The following is an 11,906-nucleotide window of genomic DNA, read 5'->3' as shown; positions in this document are numbered from 1 at the left end:
TGCGGTGAATGTCAAAGATCAGGACGGCAGTATAACCGTCTCGGCGCGCGCGGTGGGTTGAAGAGCGCTGATTTCGAGCAAGCTTTTGAAATCGCGTCCGTCCATCGCGTGGGTCATGAGGACCAAGCCGTTTCGGACCGCCGCCATTCCTCCAGAACCTGGGGATCGGTTTCGGTCGTCGCCTGGGCCAAGGCCGCAAATTCGGCGGGCGGCGTCAGCTGCGACAGGGCCCAGACGGCGGCGCCGCGCACCAGGGGCGAGGGGTCGGCCAGCAAGGCTTTCGTCGGGGCGATCAGCGTCGCGTCACCCGAGTTTCCCACGGCGTAGAGCACGTTCCTGAGAAACCGATCCCGGCCGATCCGCTTGACCGGGCTCTTGGCGAAGAGGGCGCGAAAGGCGGGGTCGTCCAGCCCCAGCAGGTCGTCCAGGCGTGGGCTTTCAAGGGCCGGGCGGGGCTGAAGCCGGATCTCGCGGGCCTCTTGCGCGAACTTGTTCCACGGACAGACGGCTAAACAGTCGTCGCAGCCATAGATGCGCGATCCGGTCAGGGTGCGGAACTCGACCGGCCAGGGACCGCCGAATTCGATGGTCAGGTAGGAGAGGCAGCGTCGGGCGTCGAGCTGGAACGGGGCGGGGAAGGCCTTGGTGGGGCAGGCGTCGAGACAGGCGGTGCAGCGGCCGCAGTGTTCGGTCTCGGCCGCGTCCGGCTCGATCTCGGCGGCGGTCAGGATCGTGCCCAGAAACAGCCAGTTGCCGTGGGTGCGGCTGAGCAGATTGGTGTGTTTGCCCTGCCAGCCCAGTCCGGCGCGCTGGGCCAGGGGCTTTTCCATCAGGGGGGCGGTGTCGACGAAGACCTTGATGTCGGCGCCGTTGCGGGCGGCGATCTGGCCCGCCAGCTGTTTCAGCCGGCCCTTGATGACCTCATGATAGTCGTCGCCGCGCGCATAAACCGAGATATAGGCGGCCGACCGGTCGGCCAACTGGTCCAGCGGATTGTCGTCGGGGCCGTAGTTCATGCCGAGCACGATGGCCGTCTTCGCCTCGTCCCACATGGCGGTGGGGTGTGCGCGGCGGTCCAGCGTCGTTTCCATCCACGCCATGTCGCCGTGTCGGCCCTGATCGACAAACTCGCGCAGCCGCTCGCCCGCCGGCCAGGCGTCGGCGGCCGAGGCGAAGCGGCAGACGTCAAAGCCGAGCTCGGCCGCGCGCCGGCGGATGAAGGTTTTCAGGCGGTCGGACACGGGGCGGGGGATAGCACGAAATCGGGCGAGGAAGACCTTCCCCCGCTTGCGGGGGAAGTGTCAGGCCGTGGCGCGAAGCGACACGCCTGACGATGGGGGAAGTCTAGCCTTTGGCGACACTTCCCTCTCCGACCCTGGTCCGCTGCGCGGACGCCGGGCCGCCTCTCCCGCAAGCGGGAGAGGATCCTGGGGCGGTCATTCGGTCGATGCGGCGCCGTCGAACAGCTCAAGGATTTGGGCCTGGATGTCGGGCGACCACGGGGCGATCAGGGCGGCGAGCCGGTCGCGGTCGCCGGCGAACAGGGCGCGACTGGCCTCTTCGAAATCGGGGGCGTCGCCGGCCATCTCGACCATGAAGCCATAGGCGGCCTCGGTGCGGCGGCGCCGCGCGTCGTCGTCTGCGCCGGTCTTGCGGGCCTGGTCCACCAGACGCCGCAGGGCGGCCGAGGCGCCCCCCGGCTGGCTGGCCAGCCAGTCCCAGTGGCGGGGCAGGAGCGTGACCTCGCGCGCGGCGACGCCCAGGCGCGGACGGCCGCGCCTGGCGGCCGGAGCGGCTTCTGTCTCGCGGAGGTCCAGGTCGACCGGCCGACCGGTCGCCAGATCGAACACGCGCAGCGCGGCTTGAGGCGCCGCCTCCAGGGCCTTGCGCAAGGCGGCCGCTACAGCGGCGTCCGAGCCTCTGGCGATGCGGCGGGGGCCGTCGAACAGAACCAGATTGCGATTTTCGTCGCCCATGTATTTACCCGGATAAAATTAGTCGTCATATTTATACCCGGATAAATAAGAGAGCGCCATGACCCAGACAGATCGCAAGGCCCTGATCGCGGAATATAAGGAGCGGCCGACCATCGCCGGGGTCTATGCTGTGATCTGCAGCGCGACGGGCCAGGTCTGGGTCGGCAAGAGCCGCCACATCGACACCGAACAGAACGGCCTGTGGTTCGCGCTGCGTCACGGCGGCAGCCCCTATCGGTCGCTCCAGGCGGCCTGGAAGGCGCACGCACCCGAGGATTTCCGCTTCGAACAGCTGGACCGTCTGCCGGAGGACGTCTCGGACCTGCGCCGCAAGGATGAGCTGGTCAGTCGAGCGAAGCTGTGGATCGCGCGATTGGGGGCCGAGGCGCTTTAGAAGTCCAGATCGGCATACCACCCCGACGGCGGCACGCCGACGAAGCGGTCGGCCAGCAGGGGGCGGAAGCAGGGGCGGGATTTGACCTTGGAGTACCAGAGCTTCAGCGCGGGCCAGTGGGTCCACTGGACCTCGCCGAAATAGTCCAAGACGGACAGGTGGGCGGCGGCGATCAGGTCGGCCTGGGACAGCCGGCGGCCGGCCAGCCAGTCGCGGGCGGCGACCAGGTCTTCCAGCATGGCGAGGTGGGATTTCAGGGCGTCGCGGCCGTGGCGCAAAGCGCGGGCCTCGGGCGGGCCCAGTTTGAGCAGGGGTTTCTCCATCCGCTCGTGCAGAAGGACGGCGTCGACTTCGTCGGTGAAGCGGCGCTCGAACCAGCCGGTCAGGCGGCGCGCCTCGGCCCGTTCGGCGGGGTCGGCGGGCAGGAGCAGGGGCGCCTTCTGCTGGTCCTCGATCCAGCCCAGGACGGCGGGCAGTTCGCACAGGGTCAGGGGGCGGCCCCGATCGGTGGTCTGGACGACGGGCGGCAGGCCCGAGGGGTTCAGATCATTGACCGGGCAATCCTCTTCCCACGGACGAACCGGCGTATCGGTCCATTCGATCCGCGCCTCGCCCAGGCCCAGGCGCGCCGCGCGCGAGGCGGGCTGGAAGGGGAAGTGGAACAGGACGCAGGAGCCGGACATAGGCCCTAGATGCGCCCGCACCCGTTAATGTCCGTTTACCGCATCGACGGCGGGGCGGTCAGGACCAGGGGCCTTTGGGCGGGGCCGGCGGCGTGTCCGCAGCAGGGGCCTGGACCTCGGCGGCGGGCGCCGGTTCGGACGGGGCGGCAGCGACGGCGCGCCCGCGCGGGTCGGCGTGGATCAGGATGTCCGCCGTGGGATAATGGCTCAGCACGCGGCGTTCGGCCTCGACGACGATGGCGTGGGCCGCCTCCAGACGCAGGTCAGGGTCCAGATCGACATGCATCTGGATCATCATGACCGAACCGGCCATCCGGGTGCGCAGCTGGTGGACGCCCTGGATGCGGGGGTCGGCCAGGACGGCCTGGGCGATGGCGGCGCGGTCGCTTTCCGGGACGGCGCGGTCCAGCAGATGGTCGGCGGCGGCCCTCAACATGCCGATCGCGCCCCAGAACAGCCAGACGGCGACCACCAGTCCGGCGGCGGCGTCCAGGCCCGGCGCCCCGAGGAAGGCGCCCGAGATCACCCCGACCAGCACCACCAGATTGGAGGCCAGATCGGCGGCGTAATGGGCGCGGTCGCCCGCGACCGCCAGGGAGCCGCTGGTCTTCAGGGCGCGGGTCTGCATCCAGACCAGCCAGCCCGTGACGGCGATGGAGGCGATGACCACCCCCACGGCCCAGCTTCCGGCGGTGACGGGACGCGGGTCGAAGATGCGCTGCAGCCCCTCCCAGCCGATGAACAGGGCCGAGGCGAAGACCAGACCCGCCTGGACCAGGGCCGCCAGGGCCTCGCCCTTGCCGTGGCCGTAGCGATGATCCTCGTCCGGGGGCGCGGCGGCCCAGCGCACGGCGAAGAAGGTGGCCAGGGAGGCCGCCAGGTCCAGAACCGAATCCGTCAGACTGGCCAGGATGGAGACCGAGCCGGAGGCGCCCAGGGCGAAGGCCTTCAGCGCGATCAGGGTCAGGGCCGCGCCGACCGACAGCCGCGTGATGCGGCGCGTGGCCAGATGCGGATCCTCCGAAGGGGTCGGGGCGGGCGGTCGGGCGGGGGCGGGCGGCGTCGTCATCGGCTGGTCTTGTCGCGCAATCGTGGCGGAAAGCCAACCGGGGCGCTCATTTGGACTGGTCCAACTGGATCGGGCGCGTCATTAGGATTAAGGAGACGAAACGGCGCTATGTCGGTTTCCGTTCATACGGGGCATCGGTCGTAGTCGTGGGGGCGGCATGGACGCTGACGAACGCTGGATCGCGAGACATGAGGCCCTGACCCGCCTGGGGGTCAAGGCCCAGACCCTGTACGCCTATGTCAGTCGGGGCCGGATCGCCGCCCGTCCCGACCCCGCCGACCCCCGCAGAAGCCTGTACGCCGCCGCCGACGTGGCCCGGCTGTGCGGCGACGGGGCCGAAGGCGAGACCGAGGTGCGGGCGCCGGTCGTGGGGGCGGCGGCGCGCGGCGAGGCCGACATTCAATCCTCCGTAGGCCTGATCGCCGAAGGCCGGCTGTTCTATCGCGGTCTGGACGCGGTGCAGCTGGCTGAGACGGCGACCGTCGAGGCGGCGGCCCGCCTGCTGTGGGACGTGCGGGACGGGGACCCCTTCGTCGGACTGAAGCCGCGTATCGATCCGATCGTCGGCGGTTCGACACAGAGGCGGGTTCTGGCCGTGCTGGGCCGTCGCGCGATCGAGGACCGCTCCCTGCGCAGTCACGACCCGGCGGGACTGAAACAGGAGGCGGCCTCGCTGCTGAACGAGGTGGTGGACAGCGTCTCCGGCCCCGGCCCGCGCCTGTATCTGCACCAGCGTCTGGCGCGCGGCTTCAAGGCGTTCGAACGCGACAGCCATCTGATCCGCCGCGCCCTGGTGCTGGGGGCCGACTGCGGTCTGGACGAGGCGGTGCTGGCGACGCGGGCGGCGGCCTTCGGCGGCGCGCCCCTGGCCGGGGCGGTCCTGGCCGGGATCACCACCCTGAGCGGGGCCCCTCTGGGCGAACTGGGCGAGGTCGTGGCCTATGTGGGGGAGGCGCGGCGCGATCCGTCGGGCGCGGCGCGACGCTGGCTGGCCCTGAAGGGCGGGGTGCCGGGCTTCGAGGAGACGGCGGCCTTCGGCCGGGTCGATCCGCGGACGCGACCCCTGCTGGAGGCGACGGGGCTGCCGGCGGACCTCCAGGCCCTGCTCGCCGAGGGCGAGGCGGCGGCGGGCCGGCCGGCCGGCTTCCATCTGGCCCTGGCCCTGATCGCGCGACGGCTGGATCTGGGGCCCACGGGGGCGGGCGACCTGCTGCTGCTGGGGCGGCTGGTCGGCCTGTTGGCCCATGCTGTGGATCAGGCGACGGACGGCTCGCCTATCCGGGCGCGATTGCGCTATGTGGGGCCCGAGCCGGGCGCGCACTGACCTCCGGCCTGTGACGGGGACTTCATGTCGGACTGGCTTGCGGCGATCATTCTCGGCCTGGTCGAAGGACTGACCGAGTTCATTCCGGTGTCCTCCACCGGGCACATGCTGCTGCTGGGCCATTTCATGGGCTTCCAGAGCGCGGGCAAGACGTTCGAGATCGTCATCCAGCTGGGGGCGCTCTTGGCCATCGTCAGCGTCTATTTCAAACGGCTGTGGACCCTGGCGACGCGCTGGCCCTTCGATCCGGAGGCGCGGCGGTTCCTGATCGGCCTGCTGGTCGCCTTTGCACCTGCGGTGGTGATCGGCTTTCTGGCCTATGGCTTCATCAAGGACGTGCTGTTCGAGACGCCCCAGGTGATCTGTATCGCCCTGATCGTCGGCGGGCTGATCCTGTTGGCCCTGGACCGGATGGACAAGCGGCCCCAGTGGCTGGACGCCAGCCAGTATCCGATGCGGGTCTATTTCCTGATCGGCCTGTTCCAATGCCTGGCCATGATTCCCGGCGTGTCGCGATCCGGCGCCACCATCGCCGGCGGCCTGTTGCTGAAGACCGACAAGCGGTCGGCGGCCGAGTTCAGCTTTTTTCTGGCCCTGCCCACCATGGGGGCGGCGGTGGCCTATGACCTGCTGAAGAACCACAAGACGCTGGACTTCAGCGACGTGGGCCTGATTGTGGTGGGCTTTGTGGTGGCCTTCCTGACCGCCCTGGTGGTGGTGCGCTTCCTGCTGGACTTCGTGTCCAAGCACGGCTTCGGTCCCTTCGCCTGGTGGCGGATCGTGGTCGGGGTCGTCGGGCTGGCCCTGTTGCAGGCGGGGTTCTGAGGCGCCGGCTGGCGATTTTCGCGTTCACCATCTAAGGGGCGGGCATGAGCACGCTTCTTTACGGCCGACCGCCGGTCGTCTTCGATCCGCCCAGCACCGGCGCCGGCGCCGCGATCCAAGTCTCGCCCCTGATCCCCGGCTCGACCGCCCTGGAGGCTGTGAGCGAAGGCTCGGTCGACGAGATCATGATCTACGCCCCGCCCGGCGTGCTGGAGCGGCGCCATGTGCTGGCCCTGGCGCTGAGGGCGCTGAAGGTCGGGGGGCGGCTGGACGTCATGGCCTTGAAGGACAAGGGCGGGTCGCGGCTGAAGAAGGAGCTGACCGGCTTCGGCGTCGAGGTGGGCGAGACGGCCAAGGCGCACCACCGGCGTTGCATCGTAATCAGACCCGAGACGATGGCCGGGATTGACGAGGCCATAGCCGAGGGCGCGGCGCGGATCGTGCCGGGGCTGGAGGCCTGGTCCCAGCCGGGGATCTTCGCCTGGGACCGGATCGACGCAGGCTCGGCCCTGCTGGCCGAATACCTGCCGGCGCTGAATGGGGCGGGCGCCGATCTGGGCTGCGGCTACGGGGCTCTGGCGACGGTGGTCCTGCGGTCGGCGGGGGTGACGGGCCTGCGGCTGATCGACCTGGATCGCCGCGCAATCGAGGCGGCGCGGGAGAATGTCGAAGACTCGCGGGCGAGCTTTGAATGGGCCGACGTGCGAACGCTGGCTGCGGCGGGCGAACTGAACTTCGTCGTCAGCAATCCGCCCTTCCACGACGGCGGGGCCGAGGATCGACGGCTGGGCCAGGCCTTCATCCGCAAGGCGGCGGAGCTGCTGAAGAAGGGCGGGGTCGCCTGGATCGTGGCGAACCGGCACCTGCCCTATGAGGCCGAGCTGAACGCCGCCTTCGGCCGGGTGCGACTGGTCGCCGACGAGGGCGGGTACAAGCTGTTCGAGGCGGTGAAGTGAGCCCGCGCTCCCGCAGCCCGAAGGGCGTCAGCGCATGAAAAAGACCCCCACATCGCGCGTCGATCGACTGCTCGGCTCGATGGGCTACGGGTCGCGGGCCGAGATGGCGCGGATGGCCAAGGCGGGCGGGATCGTGCTGGACGGCGCGGACCTGACGGACGTGTCGAAGCGGATCGCCGTGACGCCGGACCTGCCCAGCCGGATGGAGATCGACGGGGAGCCGCTGGACCCGGTCCAGGGTCTGGTGATCCTGCTGAACAAGCCGCTGGGCATGACCTGTTCCCACAAGGAAGAGGGGGCGCTGGTCTATGACATCCTGCCGGACCGGTGGCGGCGGCGCGATCCGGCCATCTCGACCATCGGCCGGCTGGACAAGCAAACCAGCGGCCTGTTGCTGCTGACCGACGACGGCGACCTGCTGCACCGGGTGATCAGCCCCAAACGCCATGTGGCCAAGGTCTATCGCGCCGGTCTGGCGCGGCCGCTGATGGGAACGGAAGGAGCCTTGTTCGCCTCCGGCGAACTGGTGCTGGAGGGCGAGTACAAGCCCCTGGCGCCGGCGATGCTGGAGGTGGTGTCCCCGACCGAGGCCCTGCTGACGGTGACGGAGGGCCGCTATCACCAGGTGCGGCGCATGTTCGCCGCCGTCGGCAACCATGTGGAGACCCTGCACCGGGAGCGGCTGGGCGGGCTGGTTCTGCCGGAGGATCTGGCGCCGGGGGCGTGGCGGCTGCTGACTCCGGAGGAGATCGCGTCGATCTTCGTCTGAGCCGAGATCATGGACATCTGACGCCAGATGGCTATCTTGATGGCCATGTCCAGCTATTCCGTCGCCGAAGCCAAGAACAACCTGCCCAAGCTGCTGGATCGCATGCTGGCGGGCGAGGCCGTGACCATCACACGACGCGGCGTGCCGATCGCTCGGCTTGAGCCGGCGCAGGAGAGCAAGCCAGCGCCCAGACATGTCGATATGGAATGGTTCAGACGGATCCGCGCCAAGCCGGAGGACGGTCTGAACGCCGTCGATCTGGTCCGCCAGATGCGCGACGAAGACTGATTTTGGCCCTCTACCTGGATACCAGCGTCCTCGTCTCGGCCTTTGTTCAAGACGAGCATTCGGAATGGGCGGCGGCGTTGCTGATCCGCAGGGCTGACGTGGTGGTCAGCCGGTGGGTCGAGGCCGAGTTCAGCTCAGCCTTGGGCTTGCGTGTGCGGTCGGGCGCTATGAAGGCGGACAAGCGCGATCAGATCGAGGCGGAGTTCGATGGCTGGCGCGTCGGGCGTGACGAATGCCGTCTGGACGACCTGGATTTTGTGAGATGCCGTGCGCTGTTGCGCGATGGAGCACGGCTACGAACACCCGACGCCCTACATCTGGCCGTGGTCCTGCGGCACGGTTTTGACTTGGCCACTCTCGACAAGGAGCTTGCGGCGGCCGCAAGGCTGAAGGGCGTGGAGGTTGTTTCGTTATGACGGCCATCAAGATCTGCGGCCTGACCACCACCGACACCCTGGACGCCGCCCTGGAGGGCGGGGCGGATTTCGTGGGGGCGGTGGTGTTCCCTAAGAGCCCGCGCCACCTGGCGCCTGAGGCTGCGGCCGCCCTGTTCGAACGGGCGCGGGGGCGGGCGAAGATCGTGGCGGTGACGGTCGATCCGGACGACGCCCTGCTGGAAGAGATCGCGCGGACGCTGAGGCCGGACTTCATCCAGCTGCACGGGGCGGAGAGCCCGGCGCGGGCGGAGGCCCTGCGGGCCCTGACCGGCGCCGGGGTGATCAAGGCCCTGCCGATCCGGCACGGCGACGACTTCGCCGCCGCCGACGAATGGGATTACCACGCCGATCATCTGATGTTCGACGCCAAGCCGCCGGAGGGGTCGGTCCTGCCCGGCGGGGTGGGGCACAGTTTCGACTGGACCCTGCTGGCGGATCGGGCGTTCCGTCATCCGTGGTTCCTGGCGGGGGGGCTCAATCCCGACAATGTGGCCGAGGCGCTGCGGATCGCCGGGGCGCCGATGGTGGACGTCTCCTCTGGCGTCGAAAGCGCGCCGGGTGTTAAGGACGCCGACCGGATCGCGGCCTTCATCCGAAATGCGCGCCGGTCGTAATTACGACGCCTCTCCGCGTGAAAGTCGAAACCGTGAACGCTCAAACGCCCATCCAAGCTCCTGATCCCGCTCAGCCGCTCTCCAACGCCTATGCCTGGCCGGACGCGCAGGGACGGTTCGGGCCTTACGGCGGGCAGTTCGTGGCCGAGACCCTGATGCCGCTGATCCATGAGCTGGATGCGGCCTATAAGGCGGCCAAGGCGGACCCCAGTTTCCAGGCCGAACTGGACGGCTATCTGACCCACTATGTGGGTCGCGAGAGCCCGCTGTATTTCGCCGAGCGGCTGACCGAACATTTCGGCGGGGCCAAGATCTGGCTGAAGCGCGAGGATCTGAATCACACCGGCGCGCACAAGATCAACAACTGTATGGGCCAGATTCTGCTGGCCCGGCGCATGGGCAAGACCCGGATCATCGCCGAGACCGGCGCCGGCCAGCACGGGGTCGCCTCGGCGACCGTCTCGGCGCGGTTCGGCCTGCCCTGCACCGTCTATATGGGGGCGGTCGACGTGGAGCGGCAGCAGCCGAACGTCTTCCGCATGCGTCTGTTGGGGACCGAGGTCTTCCCCGTCACCGCCGGCGCCGCGACCCTGAAGGACGCGATGAACGAGGCGATGCGCGACTGGGTCACAAACGTCTCGGACACCTATTACATCATCGGCACGGCGGCGGGGCCGCACCCCTACCCGGCCATGGTGCGCGACTTCCAGTCGGTGATCGGCAAGGAGATCAAGCGCCAGTCCCAGGCTCAGTTCGGCAAGCTGCCGGACGCCGTCGTGGCCTGTATCGGCGGCGGATCGAACGCCATCGGCGCCTTCCACCCCTTCATCGACGACGCGGCCGTGCGGCTGATCGGGGTCGAGGCGGCGGGCCACGGGCTGGATACGCCGGACCATGCGGCCTCGCTGAAGGGCGGGCGGTCGGGCGTGCTGCACGGCAACCGCACCTATCTGTTGCAGGACGAGGACGGCAACATCGTCGAGGGCCATTCGATCTCGGCCGGTCTGGACTATCCGGGCATCGGGCCGGAACACGCCTGGCTGCACGACATCGGCCGGGCCGAATATCGGTCGGCGACCGACAATGAGGCGCTGGAGGCCTTCCAGCTGTGCTCGAAGCTGGAAGGCATCATCCCCGCCCTGGAGCCGGCCCATGCGCTGGCGCGGACCGGCGAAGTGGCGCGCGAAGTCGGCAAGGGCGGCGATGTCGTCCTGTTGATGTCGGGCCGGGGCGACAAGGACATCTTCCAGGTCGCCCGTCATCTGGGAGTGGAATTGTGATCCGCAGCCTGTCGGCGATCGCCGCCGCCCTCCTGAGCCTTTCGACCGCCGTTCAGGCCCAGACGCCGGTTGAGGTTAAACCGGCCGATGTCGGCCTGTTGCCCGGCGCGCAGCTGTCGCCCGATTGCGGCGGGCTGAACAATCTGGCCGGCCGCGCCTGGTGCGTCACCGCGCCCCTGGGCCAGGTCGGCGCCCTGGCCGAGGCCTATATTGCCGATCTGGCGACCAAGGGTTGGCTGGCGGCTGGCGGCGATGAGAACCGCGTCGTCCTGATCAAGCGTCGCGATGGCGGCGGTTGCGAGGGGATGCAGCTGATCGCCTTCTACGACACGACCAAGACCGCCGTCGCCGAACTGCCCGCCTATCTGGGCTTCGCCACCATTCCGGGCGACGTGTGCGGGCAGGCCGCCGCCGCCGAGAAGCCTGCTTCGGACACATCGACCCAATGACCACCGCCCGTATCGACGCCTGTTTCGCCGCACTGAAGGCCGAGGGCCGGGCGGCCTTTATCCCCTATGTGATGGGGGGCGATCCGTCGCGCGAAGAGGCGCTGGCGATCCTGAAGGGGCTGCCTGCCGCCGGGGCCGACATCATCGAACTGGGCTTTCCGTTCAGCGATCCGATGGCCGAGGGGCCGCCGATCCAGCGGGCCGCCATTCGCGGATTGAAGGCGGGTTTCGGCCTGCGCTCGACGATGGATCTGGCGCGCGAGTTCCGTAAGGGCGACGACGTCACGCCCATCGTGCTGATGGGCTATCTGAACCCGATCGAAAGCCTGGGCTATGACGCCTTCGCCGCCTATGCGGCCGAGTGCGGCATCGACGGGCTGATCGTGGTGGACTGTCCGCCGGAAGAGGCCGGGCCGCTGATCGAGGCGCTGGACAAGGTGTCGATCTCGCTGATCCGGCTGGCGACCCCGACCTCGGACGACGACCGGCTGAAGATCGTGGTCCAGGGCACGTCGGGCTTCGTCTATTATGTCGCCGTCGCGGGCGTGACCGGCGTCAAGGAGGCGAACGCCGACGTCGTGGCGCCGGCGGTGGAGCGGGTGCGCAAGGCCTCGGGCCTGCCGGTTGCGGTCGGCTTCGGGGTCAAGACGCCGGAACGGGCGGCCGAGATCGCCCGCGTCGCCGATGCGGTGGTGGTCGGCTCGGCCCTGGTGGACGAGGTGGCCGCCGCTCTGGAAGCCCATGAGCCGGCCGCGCCGCGCGTGCTGGCCCGGGTCAAGGCGCTGGGCGACGCGGTTCGATCGGTGACTAGTGCTTCCGTGACGGAAACCGTCTAAGAGCCC

Annotated in this window: 15 protein-coding genes; 11 read left to right on the top strand and 4 right to left on the bottom strand. The window is 69.1% G+C overall.

The features are described 5' to 3' along the window. Positions 1-113: 113 nt before the first annotated feature. Positions 114-1,241: a tRNA epoxyqueuosine(34) reductase QueG gene (gene queG / locus JL11_RS01645; RefSeq protein WP_054764149.1), complete on the bottom strand. Its 1,128-nt coding sequence runs from the start codon at positions 1,239-1,241 to the stop codon at positions 114-116. A 195-nt stretch (positions 1,242-1,436) separates the two neighbouring features. Continuing rightward, complete coding sequence (locus tag JL11_RS01640; protein WP_054764148.1) at positions 1,437-1,976, bottom strand: DUF2239 family protein; 540 nt, start codon at positions 1,974-1,976, stop codon at positions 1,437-1,439. Between the two features lie 58 nt (positions 1,977-2,034). Here JL11_RS01640 and JL11_RS01635 point away from each other — a divergent pair, with 58 nt between their 5' ends. Next, positions 2,035-2,370 carry a GIY-YIG nuclease family protein gene (locus JL11_RS01635; protein WP_054764147.1) on the top strand — a complete coding sequence of 112 codons (336 nt, stop codon included), beginning with the start codon at positions 2,035-2,037 and terminating at the stop codon, positions 2,368-2,370. Here JL11_RS01635 and fzlA read toward each other — a convergent pair. Next, positions 2,367-3,053 (bottom strand): FtsZ-binding protein FzlA, encoded by a 687-nt coding sequence (gene fzlA, locus JL11_RS01630; protein ID WP_054764146.1) that lies wholly within the window; start codon positions 3,051-3,053, stop codon positions 2,367-2,369. The genes JL11_RS01635 and fzlA overlap by 4 nt on opposite strands. Before the next feature lie 58 nt (positions 3,054-3,111). Next, entirely contained in the window at positions 3,112-4,122 is a 1,011-nt protein-coding gene (locus JL11_RS01625; protein ID WP_054764145.1) for a cation diffusion facilitator family transporter, read from the bottom strand. A gap of 157 nt (positions 4,123-4,279) precedes the next feature. On the opposite strand from JL11_RS01625, the gene JL11_RS01620 reads away from it, so the two are divergent. Genes JL11_RS01620 through trpA form a run of 10 tightly spaced genes read left to right on the top strand, consistent with a single transcriptional unit; the run spans position 4,280 to position 11,900 of the window. Then, positions 4,280-5,446 (top strand): citrate/2-methylcitrate synthase, encoded by a 1,167-nt coding sequence (locus tag JL11_RS01620; RefSeq protein ID WP_054764144.1) that lies wholly within the window; start codon positions 4,280-4,282, stop codon positions 5,444-5,446. Positions 5,447-5,470: 24 nt separating this feature from the next. After that, entirely contained in the window at positions 5,471-6,271 is an 801-nt protein-coding gene (locus JL11_RS01615) for an undecaprenyl-diphosphate phosphatase (protein ID WP_054764143.1), read from the top strand. Between the two features lie 44 nt (positions 6,272-6,315). Further along, positions 6,316-7,227, top strand: a complete 912-nt coding sequence (locus JL11_RS01610) for a class I SAM-dependent methyltransferase (protein WP_054764142.1) — start codon at positions 6,316-6,318, stop codon at positions 7,225-7,227. Between the two features lie 34 nt (positions 7,228-7,261). Next, the gene (locus JL11_RS01605; RefSeq protein ID WP_054764141.1) at positions 7,262-7,996 is read left to right on the top strand and encodes a pseudouridine synthase; all 735 of its coding nucleotides are present in this window, start codon (positions 7,262-7,264) and stop codon (positions 7,994-7,996) included. Between the two features lie 27 nt (positions 7,997-8,023). Continuing rightward, positions 8,024-8,284, top strand: coding sequence for a type II toxin-antitoxin system Phd/YefM family antitoxin (locus tag JL11_RS01600; protein WP_082382556.1), 261 nt, complete (start codon positions 8,024-8,026; stop codon positions 8,282-8,284). A gap of 2 nt (positions 8,285-8,286) precedes the next feature. Next, positions 8,287-8,700 carry a type II toxin-antitoxin system VapC family toxin gene (locus JL11_RS01595; protein ID WP_054764140.1) on the top strand — a complete coding sequence of 138 codons (414 nt, stop codon included), beginning with the start codon at positions 8,287-8,289 and terminating at the stop codon, positions 8,698-8,700. Beyond that, on the top strand, positions 8,697-9,335 hold the full coding sequence (locus tag JL11_RS01590) for a phosphoribosylanthranilate isomerase (RefSeq protein WP_054764139.1): 639 nt from the start codon (positions 8,697-8,699) through the stop codon (positions 9,333-9,335). Before JL11_RS01595 ends, JL11_RS01590 begins: the two co-directional genes overlap by 4 nt. Before the next feature lie 50 nt (positions 9,336-9,385). Continuing rightward, on the top strand, positions 9,386-10,615 hold the full coding sequence (gene trpB, locus JL11_RS01585) for a tryptophan synthase subunit beta (RefSeq protein ID WP_156314223.1): 1,230 nt from the start codon (positions 9,386-9,388) through the stop codon (positions 10,613-10,615). Then, positions 10,612-11,064: a hypothetical protein gene (locus JL11_RS01580; protein WP_054764138.1), complete on the top strand. Its 453-nt coding sequence runs from the start codon at positions 10,612-10,614 to the stop codon at positions 11,062-11,064. The genes trpB and JL11_RS01580 overlap by 4 nt, the downstream gene beginning before the upstream one ends. Next, positions 11,061-11,900 carry a tryptophan synthase subunit alpha gene (gene trpA, locus JL11_RS01575; protein WP_054764137.1) on the top strand — a complete coding sequence of 280 codons (840 nt, stop codon included), beginning with the start codon at positions 11,061-11,063 and terminating at the stop codon, positions 11,898-11,900. The genes JL11_RS01580 and trpA overlap by 4 nt, the downstream gene beginning before the upstream one ends. Positions 11,901-11,906: the final 6 nt, after the last annotated feature.

It is taken from the genome of Brevundimonas sp. DS20 (genome assembly GCF_001310255.1).
Lineage (GTDB): Bacteria > Pseudomonadota > Alphaproteobacteria > Caulobacterales > Caulobacteraceae > Brevundimonas > Brevundimonas aurantiaca.
The sequence above is the reverse complement of the archived record's forward strand: the minus strand, read 5'-3'. Positions and strand labels throughout refer to the sequence as shown.